Here is a 21196-nt window from a genome sequence, read left to right on the forward strand (position 1 = left end):
TTACGCCTGCTGCGGCTCGGCCGCGCACGCGGCGTCGAACGCGCGTTGCAGCTCGGCCGCGTCGAGCCGTTCGCCGATCAGCACGAAGCGGCTCGCGCGCGCTTCGCCGTCCTGCCAGCGGCGGTCGAAATAGCTGTCGAAGCGGCGGCCGACGCCCTGGATCACGAGCCGCATCGGCGCGTCGGGCAGCGCCGCGAATCCCTTCGCGCGATAGATCGTATGCGTTTCGACGAGCCGCTGCAACGCGGCGATCGTCGCCTCACGCGTGCCCGCGTCGCCGCTCACGACGACCGAATCGAAATCGTCGTGATGATGGTCGTGCTCTTCGTCGTCGGCCGCACCTACGCCGGTCGCACCGTGATGGTCGTGACGCAAATGGATCGTGTCTTCGGACGCCGATTCGAGCCCGATCAGCATCGCGAGATCGAGCTCGCCGCGCGTCGCGCGCACGATCTTCACCTGCGGCGGGATCTCGTCGCGGATCGCGGCTTCGATCTGCGCGAACTGCGCATCGTCGACGAGCTCGGCCTTGTTCACGATCACGAGATCGGCCGCCGACAGCTGATCGGCGAACAACTCGTGCAACGGCGATTCGTGATCGAGGTTCGGATCCGCGCGCCGCTGCGCGTCGACGGCCTGCGGGTTTTCCGCGAACTGGCCGCTCGCGGCCGCGGGCCCGTCGACGACGGTCACGACCGCATCGACCGTAAACGCATGGCGAATCGTCGGCCAGTTGAACGCCTGCACGAGCGGTTTCGGCAGCGCGAGGCCCGAGGTTTCGATCAGCACGTGATCGATGTTCGCGCGCCGTTCGAGGAGCGCTTCCATCACCGGATAGAACTCCTCCTGCACGGTGCAGCAGAGGCAGCCGTTCGCGAGCTCGTAGAGCTGCCCGGACGTCTCACCGGCCGCGTCGTCGCAACCGATGCCGCAGCCCTTCAGGATTTCGCCGTCGATGCCGAGTTCGCCGAACTCGTTGACGATGACCGCGATGCGACGGCCGTTCGCCTGCTGCAGGATGTGGCGCATCAGCGTGGTCTTGCCGCTGCCGAGAAAGCCCGTGACGATCGTGACGGGCAGCTTGCGTAGGGTCATGGTAGGTCCTGGGTCGAAAAAGCATCACGCGGAGATCGTCACGTCGATCTCGTCGTAGCGTTTGAAGCGGTAGATCGCGGCCGACGCGGCCCAGCACGCGACGAACAGGCCGATCACGACGTAGCCGAGCATGCCGAAATGCGACGCGACCATCGTCGCGAAATCCCAGACCGGCCCCTGCAGCGACAGCTTGTCCGCGAGCAGCGCGAGCACCTCGATGCCGCCGATCAGCGCGGCGACCAGCACCGACACGAACGTGATCGTCATGTTGTAGTAGATCTTGCGAATCGGTCGCACGTACGCCCAGCGATACGCGCCCATCATGAGGATGCCGTCGGTCGTGTCGACGAGCGTCATGCCGGCGGTGAACAGCACCGGCAGCGCCATCACCGACCAGAACGACAGCCCGCCCTGCACCTGCGTCGCGGAGATGCCGAACAGCGCGATCTCGGTCGCGGTATCGAAGCCGAAGCCGAACAGGAAGCCGACCGGGTACAGGTGCCAGCTGCGCGATACGAGCCGGAACAGCGGCCGGAACAGGCGCGCGAGCACGCCGCGCTGGTTCAGCAGCATGTCGAGATCGGCGTCGACGATCGCGTCGCCGCGCCGTGCCGCGCGAAACGTCCGGTACACGGAGATCAGGATCAGCAGGTTCGCGGCCGCGAGCACGAGCAGGAAGAACGCGGACACGCTCGTGCTGATCACGCCGCCCCACGTCTTCATGCTCTCGAAGCGCGCGAGCGACGCGGCGGTCAGCGCAACCGCGACCGACATCACGATCACGACCGTCGAGTGCCCGAGCGAGAAGAACAGCCCCGCGCCGAGCGGGCTGCGCCCTTCCTGCATGAGCTTGCGCGTGACGTTGTCGATGGCGGCGATATGGTCCGCGTCGACGGCGTGACGCAGCCCGAAGACATACGCGAGCAGCGCGGTGCCGAGCAGCACCGGCTGCCCGCGAAACGCGATGAACGCCCAGATCCACGCGCCGACGTTGAACGCGACGAGCAGCGAATAGATGGCGACAATCTTGCCGCGCAGCCCCGACGGGCTGTCGTTGAACAGACGTAAGAAAGAATCGAGCATGGTGCTCCGCGATGAACGGTCGACATGTGAATGCCAACACGGTCCGCACCGTGCCTGCCGGCGCCGCTTGCCTGCCGGTTCGCACCGCGCGCGCGGCCTGACGACGGGAAATCGGAAACGCTCGGGCGTCGGGCGCGCTGCGGCCGTGGACGATGCGCCGCCTCCCCGCGGCGCTGTACCCCTCGTCTCGGCCGGTATCCGGGCTGACGAACACGCCGCTTCGCCTTCCCGGAAGCGCGAGGCATCCAGTGGCGTCGTCCGCACGCGCGTGGCATGCGGCGAAGCGGCGCTGCATCGCGGAGCGATGCGTTCGCTTACCGTTGCGGGGGCAGCACAGGTTGGCTCGACTGCGGGGCAGCCGCACTCCCTGTTTCCCGTTTAACTGCGCGTGCAGGAACGCACGCGCGAGCACCGAAACGCGTGCGAGTGTAGGCTCCGGCGCCCGGCCGCGTCAAGGCGAACGGCGGCCGCGATCGCGCGCGAGGCCTGTGCTATCGTATGCGCCGCGTTCGGTGCTCGCATGCGCAATCCGCGCATGCAGTTAAACGGGAAACAGGAGGCGGAGCATCGCCCGGCCTGTGCTGTCCCCGCAACGGTACGCCGCCCGCGCGACGCGCCTTGCGCACGCGCCCATGCCGCCCACGATGCCACTGCCCCTCAGCGGGCGGGAAGGCTGCGGCCTGGCAAGCGGCCAGCCCGGATACCGGCCGACGCAAGGGGCGAGCGCCACGCTCGCCGAACGCCCGATCCGCGGGGGACGGAGAGTGTGCGCGTTGTCATCCGCCCGCTACGGGCGCTTCGTTTCGCTCTCGTCATGTCACGCCATTTCGCAGGCCGTCCGCGCGCGGCCGTTTCGTCGCCCTGTCCCGTCTCGTCACGGCGCGCGCCGTGCTGCGCGCGATGAGCCGCGCATGGCTCGTCGGCGCCGGGCCCGGCGATGCCGACCTGCTGACGCTGAAGGCCGTTCGCGCGATTGCGGCCGCCGACGTGCTGCTCGTCGACGATCTCGTCAACCCCGACGTGCTGCGCCATGCGCGTGCGGACGCGCAGATCGAGCACGTCGGCAAGCGCGGCGGCCATGCGTCGACGCCGCAGGCCGAGATCGTCGCGACGATGCTCGCGCATCTGCGCGCGGGCCGCAGCGTCGCGCGGCTGAAAGGCGGCGATCCGTTCGTGTTCGGCCGCGGCGGCGAGGAGCTGATCGCGCTCGGTGCGGCAGGCTTCGCGGTCGAGGTCGTGAGCGGGATCACGGCCGGCATCGCGGCACCGGCCGCGCTCGGCATTCCGGTCACGCATCGCGGCGACGCGCAGGGCGTGATCTTCGTCACCGGTCACGGCGCGGGCGCCGACGAGCCGGACTGGCGCGCGCTCGCCGCGACGCGCATGACGATCGTCGTCTACATGGGGATGCGCCGGCTCGATGCGATCGCCGCGGCGCTGCGCGACGGCGGCCTGCCCGGCGACACGCCGTGCGCGGCGATCGCGAACGCGACGCGCGACACGCAACGGCACGTGCTCGCGACGCTCGACCAGATCGTCGAACGTACGGGCGCGGCCGGCATCGGCTCGCCGGCGATCGTCGTGATCGGCCGCGTCGCCGCGCTGGCCGCCGATCCGGCCGTGCAGGCCGCACTGGCCGGCGGCGGCCGCGCGGAGCGCGCGTGATGCGCGTCGCGCTCGGCATCGGCTTTCGTGCGGGCGTGCGCGCCGCGCAGCTCGACGCGGCCGTGCGCGTGGCGCTCGCGGCGCATCCCGGCGCGCAGCCGGCGGTCGTCGCGACGCTCGCCGCGAAGTCGCGCGCCCGCGCGCTGCGCACGCTCTGCGCGCGACGCGGCTGGCCGCTCGTCGCGTTCGAGCCCGCGCAACTGGCCGCGTGTGCGCAGCGGGCGGCCAGCGCGCCGTCGGCCGCCGCGCTCGCGCGCTTCGGCGTCGCGGGCGTCGCCGAGCCGTGCGCGCAACTGGCCGCGCCGCATGGCCGGCTGCTTGCACCGAAAACCATCCGGGACGGCGTGACGGTCGCGCTCGCCGGCCCGCTCTGAACCTTTGCTATCGACAGGACGATTCCGATGAAGACCGATCCCGAATCCCATCAGCGGATGGCCGAGCGCCGCCGCGCCGGCCACGAAAAGAAGCAGGCCGCCGCCGTCAACGAGAAGGGCCTGCTGATCGTCCATACGGGCAACGGCAAGGGCAAGAGCACCGCCGCATTCGGCATGGCCGTGCGCGTGCTCGGCCACGGCATGCGGCTCGGTGTCGTGCAGTTCATCAAGGGCGCGCTGCATACGTCGGAGCGCGATTTCCTCGGCGCGGTCGCCGAGTGCGACTTCGTGACGATGGGCGACGGCTATACCTGGAACACGCAGAACCGCGACGCGGACATCGCGACCGCGCGCAAAGGCTGGAACGAGGCGCGCCGGATGATCGAAAGCGGCGACTACCGGATGGTGATTCTCGACGAGCTCAACACGGTGCTGAAGTACGACTACCTGCCGCTCGACGAAGTGCTCGCGACGCTGGCCACGCGGCCCGCCGACCTGCACGTCGTCGTGACCGGCCGGCATGCGCCCGACGCGCTGATCGACGCGGCCGACCTCGTCACCGAAATGCGGCTCGTCAAGCATCCCTACAAGGAGCAAGGCGTGAAGGCGCAGCGCGGCGTGGAGTTCTGAGCGATGCCGGCCTGTCCCGCGCTGTTCGTCAGCGCACCCGCGTCCGGACAGGGCAAGACCTCGGTGACGGCCGGCCTCGCGCGGCTGCATCGCCGGCTTGGCCGGCGCGTGCGCGTGTTCAAGACGGGGCCGGATTTTCTCGATCCGATGCTGCTCGAACGCGCGAGCGGCGCGCCCGTGCATGCGCTCGATCTCGGCATGGTCGGCGAGGCCGGCTGTCGCGCGCTGCTCGCCGACGCCGCGCGCGACGCGGACCTGATCCTGATCGAGGGCGTGATGGGCCTGTTCGACGGCACGCCGAGCAGTGCCGATCTCGCGGCCGCGTTCGGCGTGCCGATCGTCGCGGTGATCTCCGCGAAATCGGTCGCGCAGACGTTCGCGGCCATCGCGTTCGGACTCGCCCGCTTCCGCCCCGGCCTGCCGTTTCACGGCGTGTTCGCGAACCGCGTCGGCTCGGACCGGCACGCGGCGCTGCTGCGGCAAGCGCTGCCCGACGATCTGCGCTGGCTCGGGCATCTGCCGGCCGATGCGGCGCTGGCCTTGCCGGAACGGCATCTCGGGCTGCACCAGCCGGACGACATCGCCGATCTCGATGCGCGGCTCGATCGCGCGGCCGATGCGCTCGCGCACACGGCGCTCGCCGCGCTGCCGCCCGCGATCGCCTTCGCGACGCCGGCCGTGGCGGCGCCGCTGCCGCGCACGCTCGCCGGCAAGCGCGTCGCGGTCGCACGCGATGCCGCGTTCTCGTTCATCTACCCGGCCAATCTCGCGCTGCTCGACGCGCTCGGGGCGCACGTGCGGTACTTTTCGCCGCTCGCCGACGAGCCGGTGCCCGATGGATGCGACGCGCTGTTCCTGCCGGGCGGCTATCCGGAATTGCATGCGCGTACGCTCGCCGCGAATCGGACGTGCGCGGCGACGATCCGCGCCCATGCGGCGGCCGGACGGCCGATCGTCGCGGAATGCGGCGGAATGCTCTATCTATGCGAATCGCTGACCGACGTCGACGGCACGACGACGCCGATGCTCGGGCTGCTGCCCGGCCATGCGACGATGCAGCGCCGCTTCGCGGCGCTCGGTATGCAGCAGCTCGACACGCGGGCCGGCACGCTGCGCGGCCACACGTTCCACTATTCGCGGCTCGCAACGCCGCTGGCACCGGCCGCGATCGCGCAGCGCCCGGACGACGACGCGCGCAGCGGCGAAGCCGTCTATCGCGTCGGCGCGATCGTCGCGACCTACATGCACCTGTACTGGCCGTCGAATCCGCACGCGACGGCCGCGCTGTTGACCGGCGACGCATTCTGACGATGCGCGAGCCGGCGTGGCGACGCCGGTGCGCGGTCCCGCCGGCGCGTCAGACGAGAAACGCCTCGGTCAGCTTGACCCAGTACGACGCGCCGGTCGGCAGCGCCGCGTCGTTGAAGTCGTAGCCCGGGTTGTGCACCATGCAGCCGCCCTCGCCGTCTCCGTTGCCGATGATCAGATAGCAGCCCGGACGCCGTTCGAGCAGGAACGCGAAATCCTCGCTGCCGGTGAGCGGCACCATCGCGTCGATCAGGTTCGCTTCGCCGACCCACTCGCGCGCGACGTCTTGCGCGAACGCGGTCATCTCCGCATCGTTGACGAGCACCGGATAGCGGCGCTGATAGTCGATCGTCGCGGTTGCGCCGAACACCGCGGCCTGCGCGTGCACGACTTCCTTGATGCGCGTCTCGAGGAGATCGCGCACCTCCGGCTTCAGCGCGCGCACCGACAGCCGCATCTGCGCGCGATCGGGGATCACGTTCGGCGCTTCGCCCGCATGGATCGCGCCGACCGTGACGATCGCCATGTCGAGCGGCGGCACGTTGCGCGACACGATCGTCTGCAGCGCGATCACGATCTGCGCGCACACGACGACCGGATCGATCGCGCGATGCGGCACCGCGCCGTGGCCGCCGCGCCCCTGCACGTCGACGATCACCGTGTCCGACGACGCCATGAACGGCCCCGGCAGGAAGCCGAAGTGTCCGGTCGGAAAGCCCGGCATGTTGTGCATCGCGAAGATCGCATCGCACGGGAACAGCTCGAACAACCCGTCGTCGAGCATTTTCTTCGCGCCGCCGAGCCCTTCCTCGGCCGGCTGGAAGATCAGGTTCAGCGTGCCGGAGAAGCGGCGCTCGCGCGCGAGATGCTTCGCGGCCGCGAGCAGCATCGCGGTGTGGCCGTCGTGACCGCATGCGTGCATCTTGCCCGCGATCGTGCTCTGGTACGGCAGCCCCGTCGCCTCGAGGATCGGCAGCGCGTCCATGTCGGCGCGCAGCCCGAGACGCCGCGTGCCCTGGCCGACCGTCAGCTGCGCGACGACGCCCGTGCCGCCGAGCCCGCGATGCACGGTGTAGCCCCATGCGCGCAATTGCTCGGCGACGAGATCGCTCGTCGCGAATTCCTCGAAGCCCAGCTCGGGGTGCGCGTGGATGCGATGCCGAATCTCGATCATTTCGTCGGCAAGGCCGGCGGGAATCACGCTGTGCGTCACGGTGTCGTCTCCTTGTAGGCGGGGAAAGATGCACGCAAGGATAGTCCGTTCGGCGGCAACCCGGCAGCCGGAAAGTCGTCGTGGCGGCAACCATCGGTTGCCGGCTCAAGGGGCGCGCGCGAGCGCCCGTCAGGACGAAGGCATGACCGAACAAAGCGCTTTCGTGTCAACGATATAGCGTTCGCACGTTCATTTTTTGACGAATGTACATTTTTTGTGTACGCTCTTCGAAAAGTGAACATCCGCGTGCCGACATGCCGACCCCCGCGCCTCTTTCCGCCCCCGCGCAGCAACTGCTGGCCAACGCCTGCGCCGCGTTCGCGCGCGCCACGCGGCGCTTTCGCGCGACGCCGGTGCGCGTGCCGGCCGCGTACCGCGCGCACGCGGATGCGATGATCCGCTTCGACGTCGGCGCGCAGCCGTTCGAGATGCCGGCTGCCGTGTGCGTGCGCGCCGATTCGCTGCAGGCCGCGCATGCGGCGCTGCACGGCCGCAGCGCGCCGCGCGCGCGCGGCGAGCGCCCGCTGCTGCTCGTCGCACCGCATGTGCCGGACGAACTCGCGACGCAGCTGGTCGACGCAGGCATCCCGTTTCTCGACACGGCCGGCAATACGTTCCTGGCCGAACCGGAAGCGACCGTGATGATCGCAGGGCGCCCGAAGCCCGCGCGCACGCGGCAGGCGCCGACCTCGCGCGCGACCACGCCGAAAGGCATGACCGTGATGTTCGCGCTCGCGGCCACGCCGGGCCTCGTGCAGGCGCCGTATCGCGCGATCGCGGCCGCCTCGGGCGTCGCGCTCGGCACCGTGAACCTCGTGATGGACGATCTGCTCGCGCGCGGCCTGCTCGGCCGCCGCCGCGACGGCACGCGCGTGTTTCCCGACTGGCCGCGCTTCGTGCAGGAATGGGTCGCGCTCTACCCGAGCCGCCTGCGCGCGAAGCTGCCGGCGCGGCGGTTTTCCGGTCTTGCGCCCGACTGGTGGCGCGCGGTCGATTTCGCGGCCGCCGACGCGCGGCTCGGCGGCGAGCCGGCCGCCGATCTGCTGACGCACGACCTGAGGCCGGCCGCGATCACCGTCTACACGCACGGGCCCGTGTCGAACCGCCTGCTGCTCGACGCGCGGCTGCGCGCGGACGAACGCGGCGACGTCGAAATACTCGAAGCATTCTGGCCGCCGTCCGCGGCGCTCGACTGGCGCGATCCGCCGCTGCCGCTCGTGCCGCCGCTGCTGATCTACGCGGATCTCGTCTCGACCGGAGACAGCCGCAATCTTGCCGCCGCCGAACAGATCCATGACCGATACCTCGCCCATCCGCCCGCTTGAGGTCGACGCAGAGCGTCCGCTCGAGCCTGCGACCGTCGCACTGCTGCGCGCCGTGCGCGACGCGTGCGCACATGTCGACGCGGCGTTCGTCGTCGCCGGCGCGACCGCGCGCGACATCCTGATGTGGCACGTATACGGGATCCGGCCGATGCGCGCCACGCGCGACGTCGACGTGGCCGTCTGCGCGGTCAGCTGGCCGTTCCACGACCGGCTCGTCGACACGCTCGTCGCGACCGGGCAATTCGCGCGCGCGCCGAAGCATCAGCAGAAGCTGCTGTTTGCCGCCGACACGGGCCGCTGGCGCACCGAACTCGATCTCGTGCCGTTCGGTCCGCTCGAGGCGCCGCCCGGTGAAATCGCGTGGCCGCCCGGCGGCGAGTTCGTGCTCAACGTGCTCGGTTTCCAGGAGGCCGTCGACCATGCGCTGCCCGTCGCCATCGAGACGCATACGGTCGTGCCGGTCGCAAGCTTGCCGGCGCTGTCGCTGCTGAAACTGCTCGCGTGGAAGGATCGCCGCGCGCGTCAGAACAACGACGCGTACGACCTGCTGTTCCTGCTCACGCATGCACACGACGCAGGCGATCGCACGCGCCTCTGGGACGTCGCGCCCGACCTGCTCGCCGCGCACGACTTCGATCCGACGCGCGCGGCCGCCGCGCTGCTCGCGCGCGACGCGAAACGGATCGCGTCGCCGGCGACGCGCGATGCGGTGCGCGCACTGCTGTCCGACCGCGCGACCTACGCGACGCTCGGCCAGGATCTGCTCGCGCGCGCCTTCGCCTGGCAGCCCGGCGACTTCACCGACGACGCCGAACGCTATCTGCACGCATTCCGCGACGCATTTCTCGCGGACGAGCCCGACGCTAGCGCCGACGCGCACGCACGGCGCACGTAGTGCCCGCGGCTGCCGCCGCGTCCATGCATGTCCGCCGTGCGCCCCACGTGCATCACGGCAGCCGGAACGTATCGAAGAACGTATCGCGTTCGATCACGGTCAGCGCCGCGCGCTTGTGCGGGAAATCGAACTCCTTGAGCGTATAGAAACCGAGCCGGTGCATATACGCGATGTGCCGCACGTGATCGACGCGCGGCTCGCCGACGAGCCGCTGCGTGCGCGGTTCGTCGACGAACATGTAGTGCAGCACGCCGCTCCACCACGCATGCAGCTTGCCCGCGCTCTGGAACCGCGAATCGCCGATCAGCAGATGCAGCCCGCGGTCGTAGTCGTGCGCGTCGTAGAACGGCGCGAGCCGATCCTCCTTCGCCCAGTAGAACTCGAAATAGCCGAACGGCGTGTCGTCGAAATAGCCGATCATCGGATGCATGTGCGGATCGGCGAGCCGCTCCGCGAGATACGCCGCATGCTCGTCGCGCGTGCCGCGCTGATCCCAGAAATGCGCGACGCGATCGAGATTCATCCAGCCGCTGAACAGGTCCGCATGCGCGTCGACGTCGACGGTGCGCAGGCTGAACGTCATCCCGACCTGCGGCATATAGCGCGCATAGATCTCGCCGGCCGGCGTCGGCGGCCGCACCGGATGACGGTGGCCGTTCGTGATCGTGTAGCGCAGCGGCATCCCGCCCGACGCGGGCGCCTTCAGCCAGGGATGCGGATGCTGCCAGAACGTCGCGCGCGACGTGGTCACGTTAAGGCGGTCGCCCGCGCGTTGCGCCGCGTCGATCACGCCTTCGCGCACCGCGCGTGTGATGTAGGCCGCGATGGCGTCCGGGTCGGTGCCTGCGATCGGCAGCGCGATCGTCGCCGCATCGCGCCGTGCGTCGGTATTGAACAGCGCGACGAGCTCGGCGAGCAGCGCGCCCGGCGGATCGTCGGGCCGCCATGCGTCGAGCACGCGATCGGCGGCGGGCGCCGTATCGGCGCCGTGATCGCGCACGGCGGCGACGTCGCCGGCGGCGGTCTTGAGCACCGCTTCTTCGGGTTGCGTCAGCGTCGGTGCCATCACAGTGCTCCCGCGTCGTGGCGATCGGCGAGGAGATGCAGCCCGCGCTCGAGCGCCGGAAACAGGCTGCGCTGGAAGTTGTTCCAGCGCAGTTCGAGGATCGTGTCGTCCGGCGCGATCGGCGTGTCGAGCACGTCGCAGATCACCTCGCCGGAATCGATGCCGTTGTCGACGTAGTGGAACGAGGCGCCCGTCATCGTTACCGGCGCGACGGGCGTCGTCGTGCCGGTCGCCCAATCGACGCGCTCGCCGCGCGCGCCGTGCAGCGCATCGAGCGTCGCCCATGCGCCGCGCCGCTGGTACGGCGAACCGTCGGCCGTGATGCCCGGATGGATATTCGCGATGCGCCGGTAAAAGCGCGCGCCGGGCCGCACCAGCTCGTCGAGGATGACGAGCAGCCCGTCGAGCACGACGACGTCGGCGTTCAGCTCGAGCAGGCGTTCGAGCAGCCGCCGCTCGAACGCCTGCTTGCCCGCCACGCGCTCGCGCGCCTCGCGCGGCAGCCGCCGGTACGTCGACGGAATCGAGCAGAACAGTGCGTCGACCGGCGTGCCCTGCACCGTCAGCCCGTCCGGCAGAATCCACGGACGGCCCGGCGTGCGTGCAAAGCCGTAGTCGGCGAGCTTCGCGCGATCGGCGGCCGAGCCTTCGTCGTCGTCGACGATCACGCCCGCGAGCGTGTAGCGCTCGCCGAGCGGCGAGTCGTTCAGCCGCTCGACGAGAAATTCGAGCGGCGCCTTCATGTAGCGCGTGCCGCCCTTGTAGGCGACCGGCTGACCGGCGCGATCGGCCGCGCCGTTGCGCAGCGACTGGATATAGACGAGATTTTTCTTCGGCATGAATGCGTCGTGTTGAACGGACGCCCGCGCCGCGGACGGCGGCCCGCGGCGCGCGACGTCACCAGTTGTATTTCGCGGTGGCGATCACCGTGCGGTCGTTGCCGAACATGCAGACCGAGGTCGACTGGCAACCGCTGATGTAATGACGGTTGAACAGGTTCGTCGCGTTCACCGCGAAGCGCCAGTTGCGCACGTCGTAATGCACGGCCGCGTCGATCAGCGTGTAGCTCGACACCGTCAGCGAGTTGTCGGCCGCGCCGGCGGACGCGCTCTGGTAGCGCACGCCGCCGCCGAGCCCGAAGCCCGCGAGCGGCCCCGTGTGCCACGTCCAGTCGGCCCACAGCGACGCCATCTGGCGCGGCCGCGGAATGTCGACCGGCCAGTTGTTCAGCGTCGCGTCGTTGGCCTGCACGACCTTCACGTCCTGATACGCGTACGACGCGATCAGCGACAGGTTCGGCGTGACCTTGCCGGTTGCGCTCAGCTCGATCCCGCGCGCGCGCACTTCACCGGTCTGCACGGATTTCGTGCCGCTCGGATCCTGCGTCGGCAGCGCCGGCGTAACGCCGTTGGTCTGGTTGATCTGATAGATCGCGGCATTCAGCATCAGGTTCTTGCCGGGCGGCTGCCAGCGCAGGCCCGCTTCGATCTGCCTGCCGCGCGTCGGCTTCGGCACCCCGCCGTCGAGCAGGCTCACGCCGATGATCGGATTGAACGACGTCGAATAGCTGATATACGGCGACAGCCCGTAGCCGGCCTGATACGTGAGGCCGACGCGGCCCGTAAACGCCGACACGTCGGCCTTCGACTGCGTGCCGGCCGCGCGATCGTCCATCCGCATGTTGACCCAGTCCTCGCGGCCGCCGAGCGTCAGCGTCCAGCGGTTCCACTTGATCTGGTCCTGCGCGTACAGGCCGAACGTGTTCATCGTCGTGTACGTGTTGGTGCGGTACGTGGTGTCCGGATTGGAAAACACGGCCGTCGTGACCGGCGTGTACACCGGGTTGTAGAGGTTCAGCGTCGGCGCGGCGGCGAGCCATTCGCTATCGGTCGCCGTCTGGCGGTTGTACTGGAAGCCGAGCAGCAGCGTGTGCTGGAGCGGACCCGTCGCAAAACGGCCCTCGAGATTGTTGTCGATGTCGAAGCGGCTGTAGTTCATCTGGAACACGCCGGCCCAGCGGTTGACTTCGGTCAGCGTTTCGTCGGCGAAGCCCGCTCCCCACACCGAGCCGTTGTCGAGCGACAGATGCATCCACCGCGTGTTCTGCCGGAACGTCCACATCGAGTTCAGATTGTGCTCGAACTGATAGCCGAGCGACCACTGCTTCTTGCGGTAGTAGTTGAAGTTGCCGTCGCCTTCGTAGATGTCCTTCGTGATCTGCCCGTTCGGATTCGGCAGCACCGTGCCGGCCGCGGGCAGGAAGTTCGACGAGATGTCGCCCCAGTCCTGCAGATACGTGGCCGACAGCGTCAGCGACGTGTCCGCGTTCGGGCGCCAGCGGAACGACGGTGCGAGCGCGACGCGCTGATCGTTGTTCGGCCCGGTCACCGCGTTGCCGTCGCGCGCGACGCCGACGAACCGGTACGCGTACTTGCCGTCCGGATCGAGCTTGTCGCCGACGTCGATCATGAACTGCTTGCGCGCATAGTTGCCGATCTCGACGCCCGCTTCGCGCACGCGCTCGCCGTCGGCGAGCTTCGTCTTCACGTCGACGATCGCACCCGGATCGCCCGCGCCGTACAGCACCGACGTTGGGCCGCGCAGCACGGTGATGCTGTCGATCATGTAGGGATCGACGCGCCAGCTCGCGAGGTTTAACGTGTTGGGCACCTGCAGGCCGTTCACGTACGCGGTCGGCGTGAAGCCGCGCAGCGCCGCGTACCAGTCGGAGCGGTTGTCCGAGCCGTACGACGAAAAGCCCGGCACGTAGCGCAGCGCGGTGTTCACGTCGGTCGCGCCCGTCATCTCGATCTGCTGCGCGGTCACGACGTTGATCGTCTGCGGGATCTCCTCGATCGGCGTGTCGGTCTTCGTGCCGGTCCGGCTGCGCTTCGCGACGAGCCCCACCGTGCCGTCGCCTTCCGACGCCGCGTTCACGGTGATCGCCGGCAGCGTGCCGGCCGACGCAGCGTTCTGCGCGCCGTTCGCCGACGCGGCAGTCCCCGCATTCGCCGCCGGCGCGGTCTGCGCGAACGCCTGCCCGGCCGCCGCACCGAATGCCACGCTCGCCGCGGCCGCGATCGCACGCAGCCGCGTGCCTGTTGCCCAATCCATCTTCTTTTACTCCACTTGTCATGCGGTCTCCCGACCGCGCCTCTCAAAGAGCGAAAGCCATGCGGCCCGCGCTCACCCCGTTTTCTTGTCGTGCGCGGGCCGCGGCATCGTCGTGCGCGCCCGGCATGCCGCTTTCGAGCGACGCGCAGATTTCGTCCGCGCGTCGTGCCAGCACCGACAGCAGCGTGTCGGACAGCCCGTGGCTGTCTTCGCAGCAGCCTTGCAGATAGATGCGCGGTGCGAAGTGCGCGGGCGTCGCGAGCCGGTAATCGCGCCCGACGTCGCCGCGCGCCAGCGCGTCGCCGAGCTCCGGCGCCAGGCCCGCGAGCAGCGCGGCATGCGTGTCGCGGCGGTAGCCGGTCGCGAGCACGAGCGCATCGAAACGTTCGACCTGCGTCGCGCCGCTCATCCGGTCGCGCGTCGCGAGCTCGATGCGGCCGTCCGCCGTGCGCGACGCGGCTTCGATCGCGCGGTTCGCGAGCAGCGCGTGGCGCGGCGTGCCGTCGATGCGCTGCAGGTACAGCATTTCGTAGATCTGTTCGATCAGCGGCCGATCGACGACCGCGTAGTTCGTGTCGCGATAGCGCTCGAGCAGCGCGCGTCGCGCGTCGTGCGGCTGCGCGTAGACGACGTCGGTGAATGCCGGGCTGAAGATCTCGTTGACGAACGGACTGTCGTCGGCCGGCTTCAGCGCGCCGGCGCGCATCACGAGGCTCGCGTCGACGTGCGGGAAGCGCCGCGCGAGATCGACGAACACTTCGGCCGCGCTCTGCCCGGCGCCGATCACCGCGACGCGGCGACGTTCGCCGTCCGGTGCGGCGACGAGCCGCGCGATGTCGGCCAGATACGACGACGAATGGATCACGCGCTCGTTGCCGAGTGCCGCGAACGCATCGGGAATCGCCGGCGCGCCGCCGATGCCGACCGACAGCGCGCGCGTCACGCGCCGATGCGTCTGTCCGTCTGCGTCGCGCGACACGACGCGCAGCGCATCGACGCGCGCACCGCTGCCGTGCACGGGCTCGATCGCGGTGACCGTTTCGCCGTAGTGCACGCGATCGTCGAAGGCGTCGGCGACCCAGCTCAGGTAGTCGTGGAATTCGACACGCGTCGGATAAAAGTTCTTCAGGTTGATGAATTCGTTCAGCCGGCCGCGTTCGAACAGATAGTTGATGAACGTGTAGCGGCTCTTCGGATCGCGCATCGTGACGAGATCCTTCAGAAACGAGATCTGCATCCGGCAGTCGTCGAGCAGCATCCCGCGATGCCAGCCGAACGCGGGCTGCCGCTCGACGAAGCAATGCGCAAGCGCGCGCGGGCCGCCGCGCTCGGCGAGGCGCACGGCCAGCGCCAGATTCGACGGCCCGAAGCCGACGCCGATCAGGTCGAATACGGTTTCTCTCTGCATGTCTCAGCTCCCTTGTCGATGAACCGGCCCGTCAGACGTGACGGCCGGAGAAGAACGTGTCGCGCCGCGTGCACATCCACAGCGGCTGTCCGTCGGCGAGCGCGAGACGGCGCCGCCGCGCGAAGCCGTGCCGCGCGAGCAGCTCGGCGATCCGCGCGTGGCCGGCCGGTACGGCGCAGCCGATCGCTTCGGTACGCGGATCGTCGAGAAACAAGTAATGGACGACGCTCGGCAGCCACGCGGCGATGCAGTGCGCGCCGCGCCAGCGCGACTCGCCGACCAGCATCCGCAGCGCGCGGTCGTAGTCGCGCGCGGCAACGTGCGGCGCGAGCGCATCCTCCTTCAGCCATACCGCTTCGAAATACGCGAACGGCTCGCCGTCGAAGCAGCCGACGAGCGGCGTCACGTGCGGCTCGAAGTCGGCCGCCGTGCCGGGCTGCGCGCCGGGCCAGCCGTCGCGCACGCGCGGCGTGTCGAACCAGCGCGCGATGCGCGCGGGATCGTCGGCCGGCTGCCAACCGCGCAGCGTGAAACGCACGCCGAGCGCCGGCATGTCGCGCGCATAGACCTCGGCGCGCGGCGCGGGCGGACGGCGCGGATGGCGCCGCCCGTCGGTCAGCGTCGGCAGCGTCGCGCACGGCGGCCGTGCCTCGACGAGCCAGAGATCGGCCTGCTGCGCCCACCCTTCGCGCATGCATTGGCCGCCGTCGCCGAGCACGCCGCTCGCGCGCAGCGCATCGAGCGCGACCGCGGGCCATGCGGCCGCGTCGAGACGGACCGACGTGCGCGCGACGTCGACCGCGAACGCCGCCGCGAGCGCGGCGAGCACCGCCCGCCGCTGCTCGGCCGGCGCCGCGCGATGGTTGTATGCGACGAGGCGCAGCGCGCCGTCGTCCGTCAACTGGGCGCGCAGCAGCTGCGCGCCGATGCCGTCGCCGTGCGAGACGCGAATCTCGGCACCGTCGCGTGCCGCGCAGAGTTCGTTCGCGAACGTCAGCCGGCAGGTATCGGGCACCGTGTATCCGTCCGGGCGCACTTCAGCCAGCATGGCGAGCCTCCCGATATGCGTCGGTGTGCGCGCGTGCGTCGAGCCGCGCGGCGAGCGCCGCGAGCGTCGGCACGGCGAACACGTCGTCGATCGTCAGCGCGTGGCCCGCGCGGCACGCGGCGTCGACGAAGCGCACGACGTCGAACGACGTCGCGCCCGCCTCGAACAGGTCCGCGTCGGGCGCAGGCGCGGCGGTTGCGAACGTGTCGGACCACAGCGCGGCGAGCGCGGCGGCCGTGCGCGACGCGCGCGCCGGTGCATCGGCTTCGTCGTCGGTCGCGCCGCGCGCGGGTGCCGCAGCGACGTGCGCGTCCGGCGCGCCGAGTACCGTGTCGGCCGCATGCGCGAAGCGCGCGACTTCGTCGTGATAGCGCGCGACGAGCGCCTCGACGAAGCGGCCGTCGAGCAGTTCGTCCGCATACGAGAACGCCGCGCCGACGCGCCCGTCCGGATGCTCGACGACGTCCAGTTCGAGCGTGAACACGACGCGATGCCGCACGTCGTCGAACCCGGCGACCGATAACCCGGCCCAGTCGCGTGCGACCGCACCGGTCGGGCGCAGATAGTTGAACATCACCTGGAACAGCGGATTCGCATCGGCCGCGCGCGGTGCGCGCAGCGCGGCGACCACGTCGGCAAACGGCACGTCCGCACGCGCATAGGCGGCCAGCGCCGTGTCGCGCACCTGCGCGAGCACGTCCGCGCGACGCGCGGTCGCGTCGAGCCGCGTCCGCACGACCACCGCATTGATGAACAGGCCGAGCGCGTCGCGTGCCGCGTCGCCGGTCAGCTCGCGCGTCGACGCGAGCACGCCCACCGGCTGGTCGCCCGCGCCCGTCACGCGGAACAGCGCGGCGTTCAGCGCCGCGTGCAGCAGCATCGGCAGCGTCGCGTGCGCGGCCGATGCCGCCTCGCGCGCCGCGCGGATCAGCGCGCCATCGAATTCGAATGCGAGGCGCGCGGCGCGCCATTGCGGGACCGCCGGCGCGTCCGCACGCTGCGGCAGGATGCGCACCGGCAGGCCGGCGAGCGCGCTGCGCCACTCGTCGACGCGCCCCGCTGCAGCCGGGGCCGGCAACACGAACGGCGCCGCCCTGCCGGTCGGCACAGCGTTGCCGCGCACGTGCGCGACGTAGCGCGTGCGCACCGCGTCGAGCCACAGCTCGATCGATTCGCCGTCGGACACGATGTGATGAATCGCGATCGACAACACGTGATCGTCGGCACCGAGCCGCAACAGGCGCACGCGCCAGAGCGGCGCATCGGCCGCGAGATCGAACGGCGCGAGCGCATCGTCGTCGGTCAGCGCGGCCGCGCGTGCGCGTGCGTCGTCGTGCCCGGACAGATCGACGACCGGCAGCGCGAGCGGCGCCGCGTCGACGATCCGCTGCCCCGGCAGCCCGTGCGCGCGCGGCACGATGCGCACACGCAGCGCCGGATGAACGGCTGCCGCGTCGGACAACGCCGCGCGCAGCGCGTCGACGTCGAGCGGGCCGCGCACGCGCAGCGCGACCGGAATGTTGTACGCGGCGCTATCCGGCTGTGCGCGCCACAGGAACCACAGCGCGAGCTGGGCGGGCGACAGCGGCCATACGCCGTGCGCATCGGCTTGCGCGACCGCGACGCGCGGGGCCGCGGCAGCCGCGTGTGCGGCACGCGGCGCGGCGGCGACCTGCCGTGCGTATTGCGCGAGCAGCGGCGCCTCGAACAGCGTACGCACCGGCACGTCGCGGCCGAGCCGTTCGGCCACGCGCGTCGCGACGCGCACGGCCGCGAGCGAATGCCCGCCGAGTTCGAAGAAGTGATCGCCGCGACCGACGCGTTCGACGTTCAACACGTCGCGCCAGATCGCCGCAAGCGCCGCTTCGTCGCCGTCGTGCGGCGCTTCGTACGCGCGCTCGATGCGCACCGGCGCCGGCAGCCGCGCGCGGTCGACCTTGCTGTTCGCGTTACGCGGCAGTGCGTCGAGCACGATCAGCTGCGCGGGCACCATGTAGTCGGGCAGCGTGCGGCGCAGATGCGCGTCGAGCGTCGCCGCGTCGACCGGTTGCGCGCCCGCGCGCGCCTCGGCCGTCAGTTCGACGTAAGCGACGAGCTGCGCCTGCGCGCCCTGCCCATGCACGACCGCGCACGCTTCGCGGACCGCGTCGTGTGCGGCCAGCTGCGCCTCGATCTCGCCGAGTTCGATCCGCAGCCCGCGCAGCTTCACCTGATGGTCGACGCGGCCGATGAAGTCGAACACGCCGTCCGCACGGCGCCGCACGAGGTCGCCCGTGCGATACAGCCGCGCGCCCGGCGCGCCGTACGGATCGGGCACGAAGCGTTCGGCCGTCAGCGCGGGCCGGTCGAGATAGCCGCGCGCGACGCCGATCCCTTCGCCGCCGAGATAGAGCTCGCCGATCACGCCGACCGGCAGCGGATGCAACCGCGCGTCGAGCACGTGCGCGGTGCGCGCGCCGACCAGCGTGCCGATCGGCAGATAGGCGGCGTCGCCGAGCTTCGCGAGATCGTCACCGGGACGGAACATCCAGAGCGTCGGCGTGATCACCGTCTCGGTCGGTCCGTAGCCGTTCACGACGCGCACGTTCGGCAGCGCGCGGCGCAGCATCGCGAATGCTTCGCGCGAGGTCGCCTCGCCGCCCACCGTCAGCGAACGCAGTGTCGGCGGCGCGCCGTGTGCGAGCGCCCATTCGGCGAGCTGCGCCGCGCAGCCGGGCGGCACGTAGGTCATCGTCACGCCGTCGCGGTTCATCATCGCGCAGGTCTGCGCGGGCGGCCACAGCACGTCGGCCGTCACCGACACCGCCGCGCCCGACATGTACTGCGAAAACCAGCCTTCATGCGCGCCGTCGAAGTTGACCGACTGGAACAGCAGGAACACGTCGTCCTCGCCGGCGCCGTAGCGCTCGGCGATCGCCGCGCAATGGCGCGCGAACGACGCGTGATCGACGATCACGCCCTTCGGCTTGCCGGTCGACCCCGACGTGTAGATCGCGTACGCCGCGTGGCCGGGCAGCACGTCGGGCAGCGCGACGTCGGCCGCTTCGTCGAGCGCGTCGATGCGATCCGCGCGCCACACGCGCAACGCAGGCGCCTCGGGCAGCGACGCGACGCTCGCGGCGTCGGTCAGCACGTGCGCGATGCGTGCATCGTCGACGATCTGCGCCAGCCGTTCGCGCGGATGCGCCGGATCGAGCGGCACGAACGCGGCGCCCGACTTCAGCACCGCGATCAGCGCGACGAGCAGATCGACCGAGCGCTGCAGCGCGACGCCGACACGCATTTCAGGCCGCACGCCGGCCGCGACGAGGTGGCGCGCGAGCCGTGCGGCGCGTGCGTCGACTTCGCCGCGCGTCAGCGCGCGCTCGATGTCGGCGACGCCGCGCGCGTGCGGCCGCGCCCGTGCATGGGCGGCGATGCGCGCGTGCACGGGCACGAACGGTTCGGCCTCGGCCGCACCGGCCGGCGCATTCCACGCGGCAAGCTGCGCGCGCTCGTCGGCCGGCAGCCAGTCCAGATCGCCGACCGGCGTGTCGGGTCGCGCGAGCGCATCGCGCAGCAGCGTGACGAAACGGGCGGCGAGCCGCGCGATCGCATCGGCCTCGAACAGGTCGAGCGCATAGACGAATGCAGCGTCGAACGAGCCGTCGGGCGTCGCTTCGATCGCGAGCGTCAGGTCGAATTTCGCCGACGGCGTGCCGGACGGCAGCAGCGCGGCCGACGCGGCGCCGAAGGCCGGCAGCGCGCGGCGCTCGCCGTACGCGGCCATCACCTGGAACAGCGGATGATGGCTCGCGCTGCGCGGCACGCCGAGCGCGTCGACGACCTGCTCGAACGGGACGTCCTGATGCATTTGCGCGTCGACGAGCGCGCGTTGCGTGCGCGCGACCAGCGACGCGAAATCGCGATGGGCCGGCACGTCGACGTCGATCGCCAGCGTGTTGACGAAGAAGCCGATCAGCCTCGCCGTCTCCGCCCGTTCGCGATTCGCGGCCGGCACGCCGACGCAAATCCGCGCATCGCCGGTCGCGCGCGCGAGCAGCGTGTCGAGTGCGGCGAGCAGCACCGCGAACGGCGTCGCCCCCGACGCGGCCGCGAACGCACGCAGCTGCGCGCCGATCTGCGCGTCGAGCGAGAACGCATGCCGCGCGCCGAGCGCGCTGCGCCGCGCCGGCCGTGCGCGCGCGCCGGGCAGCGCCAGCACGCCGCGCTGCGCGTCGAGCCGTTCGCGCCAGAACGCGAGCTGACGATCGCGCTCGCCGGCATCGAGCCAGCGGCGCTGCCACAGCGCGTAGTCGGCATACTGGATCGGCAGCGGCGCGAGCGACACCGGCCGGTCGTCCGCATAGGCGCGATAGAACGCCGCGAGTTCGTCGAGCATCACGCTCGAGGACCAGCCGTCGGACACGATGTGATGCACGGTCAGCGCGAGCCAGTGCCGCGTCGCGTCGAACCGCAGCAGATGCGCGCGTACGAGCGGTGCCGCGCCGAGATCGAACGGTTCGGCTTCGTCGGCCGCCGCGACGTCGTGCGCACGGGCGTCGCGCTGCGCGGGCGGCAGCGCCTCGAGATCGGTTTCGCGCCACGGGCAGCGCAATGGCGGATGGATCGTCTGCGCGACGCCGTCCGCCGTTTCGTCGAAGGTCGTGCGCAGCGCCTCGTGACGTGCGATCAGCGCATCGCATGCCGCACGCAGCGCGTGCCGATCGAGCGGCCCTGTGAGTGCGAGCCGTTCGGTGATGTGATACGCCTGCGGCGCATCGATCAGCCGTGCGTGCAGCCACAACCGCGTCTGCGCGAACGACGCCGGCACGCGGTCGCTGCGCGGCGTGCGCGGCGGAATCGGCAGCACGCGAAAGTCGATGCCGGCCGCGCCGAGCTTGTCGATGAACACCGCGCGCTGCGCGTCGGGCAATTGCGCGAACCGCGTCGCGAGCGCGAGCCAGTCGGGTTGAACCTTCGTCATCCGTCG

General features: G+C 70.7%; 15 protein-coding genes and 2 riboswitches. Of the genes, 6 read left to right on the forward strand and 9 right to left on the reverse strand.

Annotated features, from left to right (window positions below; translation table 11 throughout):
- Both cobW and BCR55_RS15795 read right to left on the reverse strand, forming a co-directional pair.
- Complete coding sequence (gene cobW / locus BCR55_RS15790) at positions 1-1095, reverse strand: cobalamin biosynthesis protein CobW (RefSeq protein ID WP_065494784.1); 1095 nt, start codon at positions 1093-1095, stop codon at positions 1-3.
- Positions 1096-1119: 24 nt separating this feature from the next.
- Entirely contained in the window at positions 1120-2178 is a 1059-nt protein-coding gene (locus BCR55_RS15795) for a HoxN/HupN/NixA family nickel/cobalt transporter (RefSeq protein ID WP_065494785.1), read from the reverse strand.
- 171 nt (positions 2179-2349) lie between these two features.
- A riboswitch (cobalamin riboswitch) is annotated at positions 2350-2609 on the reverse strand.
- A gap of 62 nt (positions 2610-2671) precedes the next feature.
- Positions 2672-2905: riboswitch (cobalamin riboswitch) on the forward strand.
- A gap of 173 nt (positions 2906-3078) precedes the next feature.
- Here BCR55_RS15795 and cobA point away from each other — a divergent pair.
- The 4 genes from cobA to BCR55_RS15815 are packed head-to-tail and all read left to right on the forward strand — an operon-like array spanning position 3079 to position 6155.
- A complete protein-coding gene (gene cobA, locus BCR55_RS15800) occupies positions 3079-3843 on the forward strand; it encodes a uroporphyrinogen-III C-methyltransferase (RefSeq protein ID WP_035488331.1) in 765 nt (254 codons plus the stop codon).
- Entirely contained in the window at positions 3843-4217 is a 375-nt protein-coding gene (locus BCR55_RS15805; protein ID WP_006404825.1) for a cobalamin biosynthesis protein, read from the forward strand. The genes cobA and BCR55_RS15805 overlap by 1 nt, the downstream gene beginning before the upstream one ends.
- 27 nt (positions 4218-4244) lie before the next feature.
- Positions 4245-4847 carry a cob(I)yrinic acid a,c-diamide adenosyltransferase gene (gene cobO / locus BCR55_RS15810; protein WP_006400089.1) on the forward strand — a complete coding sequence of 201 codons (603 nt, stop codon included), beginning with the start codon at positions 4245-4247 and terminating at the stop codon, positions 4845-4847.
- Positions 4848-4850: 3 nt separating this feature from the next.
- A complete protein-coding gene (locus BCR55_RS15815; RefSeq protein ID WP_059940977.1) occupies positions 4851-6155 on the forward strand; it encodes a cobyrinate a,c-diamide synthase in 1305 nt (434 codons plus the stop codon).
- A gap of 49 nt (positions 6156-6204) precedes the next feature.
- Here BCR55_RS15815 and BCR55_RS15820 read toward each other — a convergent pair whose 3' ends face one another.
- Positions 6205-7368, reverse strand: a complete 1164-nt coding sequence (locus tag BCR55_RS15820) for a M20 aminoacylase family protein (protein WP_065494786.1) — start codon at positions 7366-7368, stop codon at positions 6205-6207.
- A 254-nt stretch (positions 7369-7622) separates the two neighbouring features.
- Here BCR55_RS15820 and BCR55_RS15825 point away from each other — a divergent pair, with 254 nt between their 5' ends.
- Positions 7623-8693 carry a type IV toxin-antitoxin system AbiEi family antitoxin gene (locus BCR55_RS15825; RefSeq protein ID WP_065494787.1) on the forward strand — a complete coding sequence of 357 codons (1071 nt, stop codon included), beginning with the start codon at positions 7623-7625 and terminating at the stop codon, positions 8691-8693.
- Entirely contained in the window at positions 8662-9588 is a 927-nt protein-coding gene (locus BCR55_RS15830; protein ID WP_065494788.1) for a nucleotidyl transferase AbiEii/AbiGii toxin family protein, read from the forward strand. Before BCR55_RS15825 ends, BCR55_RS15830 begins: the two co-directional genes overlap by 32 nt.
- Positions 9589-9640: 52 nt before the next feature.
- On the opposite strand, the gene BCR55_RS15835 is transcribed toward BCR55_RS15830, so the two are convergent.
- Genes BCR55_RS15835 through BCR55_RS15860 form a run of 6 tightly spaced genes read right to left on the reverse strand, consistent with a single transcriptional unit; the run spans position 9641 to position 21190 of the window.
- A complete protein-coding gene (locus BCR55_RS15835) occupies positions 9641-10654 on the reverse strand; it encodes a GNAT family N-acetyltransferase (RefSeq protein ID WP_059940981.1) in 1014 nt (337 codons plus the stop codon).
- Positions 10654-11493 (reverse strand): formyltransferase family protein, encoded by an 840-nt coding sequence (locus BCR55_RS15840; protein WP_059940982.1) that lies wholly within the window; start codon positions 11491-11493, stop codon positions 10654-10656. The genes BCR55_RS15835 and BCR55_RS15840 overlap by 1 nt, the downstream gene beginning before the upstream one ends.
- Positions 11494-11551: 58 nt before the next feature.
- Entirely contained in the window at positions 11552-13768 is a 2217-nt protein-coding gene (locus BCR55_RS15845) for a TonB-dependent siderophore receptor (protein ID WP_059940983.1), read from the reverse strand.
- Between the two features lie 43 nt (positions 13769-13811).
- Complete coding sequence (locus tag BCR55_RS15850) at positions 13812-15176, reverse strand: lysine N(6)-hydroxylase/L-ornithine N(5)-oxygenase family protein (RefSeq protein ID WP_006400098.1); 1365 nt, start codon at positions 15174-15176, stop codon at positions 13812-13814.
- Positions 15177-15207: 31 nt separating this feature from the next.
- Positions 15208-16224, reverse strand: a complete 1017-nt coding sequence (locus BCR55_RS15855) for a GNAT family N-acetyltransferase (protein ID WP_065494789.1) — start codon at positions 16222-16224, stop codon at positions 15208-15210.
- On the reverse strand, positions 16214-21190 hold the full coding sequence (locus BCR55_RS15860; RefSeq protein ID WP_065494790.1) for a non-ribosomal peptide synthetase: 4977 nt from the start codon (positions 21188-21190) through the stop codon (positions 16214-16216). Before BCR55_RS15860 ends, BCR55_RS15855 begins: the two co-directional genes overlap by 11 nt.
- Positions 21191-21196: the final 6 nt, after the last annotated feature.

It is taken from the genome of Burkholderia sp. CCA53 (genome assembly GCF_001685525.1).
In the GTDB taxonomy this organism is placed as follows: Bacteria; Pseudomonadota; Gammaproteobacteria; order Burkholderiales; family Burkholderiaceae; genus Burkholderia; species Burkholderia multivorans.

Coding starts and splice junctions, on each gene's coding strand:
- BCR55_RS15840 (WP_059940982.1), bottom strand. CDS start 11,493: ATGCCGAAGAAAAATCTCGTCTATATCCAGTCGCTGCGCAACGGCGCG.
- BCR55_RS15835 (WP_059940981.1), bottom strand. CDS start 10,654: ATGGCACCGACGCTGACGCAACCCGAAGAAGCGGTGCTCAAGACCGCC.
- BCR55_RS15855 (WP_065494789.1), bottom strand. CDS start 16,224: ATGCTGGCTGAAGTGCGCCCGGACGGATACACGGTGCCCGATACCTGC.
- BCR55_RS15850 (WP_006400098.1), bottom strand. CDS start 15,176: ATGCAGAGAGAAACCGTATTCGACCTGATCGGCGTCGGCTTCGGGCCG.
- cobW (WP_065494784.1), bottom strand. CDS start 1,095: ATGACCCTACGCAAGCTGCCCGTCACGATCGTCACGGGCTTTCTCGGC.
- BCR55_RS15825 (WP_065494787.1), top strand. CDS start 7,623: ATGCCGACCCCCGCGCCTCTTTCCGCCCCCGCGCAGCAACTGCTGGCC.
- BCR55_RS15860 (WP_065494790.1), bottom strand. CDS start 21,190: ATGACGAAGGTTCAACCCGACTGGCTCGCGCTCGCGACGCGGTTCGCG.
- BCR55_RS15805 (WP_006404825.1), top strand. CDS start 3,843: ATGCGCGTCGCGCTCGGCATCGGCTTTCGTGCGGGCGTGCGCGCCGCG.
- BCR55_RS15830 (WP_065494788.1), top strand. CDS start 8,662: ATGACCGATACCTCGCCCATCCGCCCGCTTGAGGTCGACGCAGAGCGT.
- cobO (WP_006400089.1), top strand. CDS start 4,245: ATGAAGACCGATCCCGAATCCCATCAGCGGATGGCCGAGCGCCGCCGC.
- BCR55_RS15795 (WP_065494785.1), bottom strand. CDS start 2,178: ATGCTCGATTCTTTCTTACGTCTGTTCAACGACAGCCCGTCGGGGCTG.
- cobA (WP_035488331.1), top strand. CDS start 3,079: ATGAGCCGCGCATGGCTCGTCGGCGCCGGGCCCGGCGATGCCGACCTG.
- BCR55_RS15845 (WP_059940983.1), bottom strand. CDS start 13,768: ATGGATTGGGCAACAGGCACGCGGCTGCGTGCGATCGCGGCCGCGGCG.
- BCR55_RS15815 (WP_059940977.1), top strand. CDS start 4,851: ATGCCGGCCTGTCCCGCGCTGTTCGTCAGCGCACCCGCGTCCGGACAG.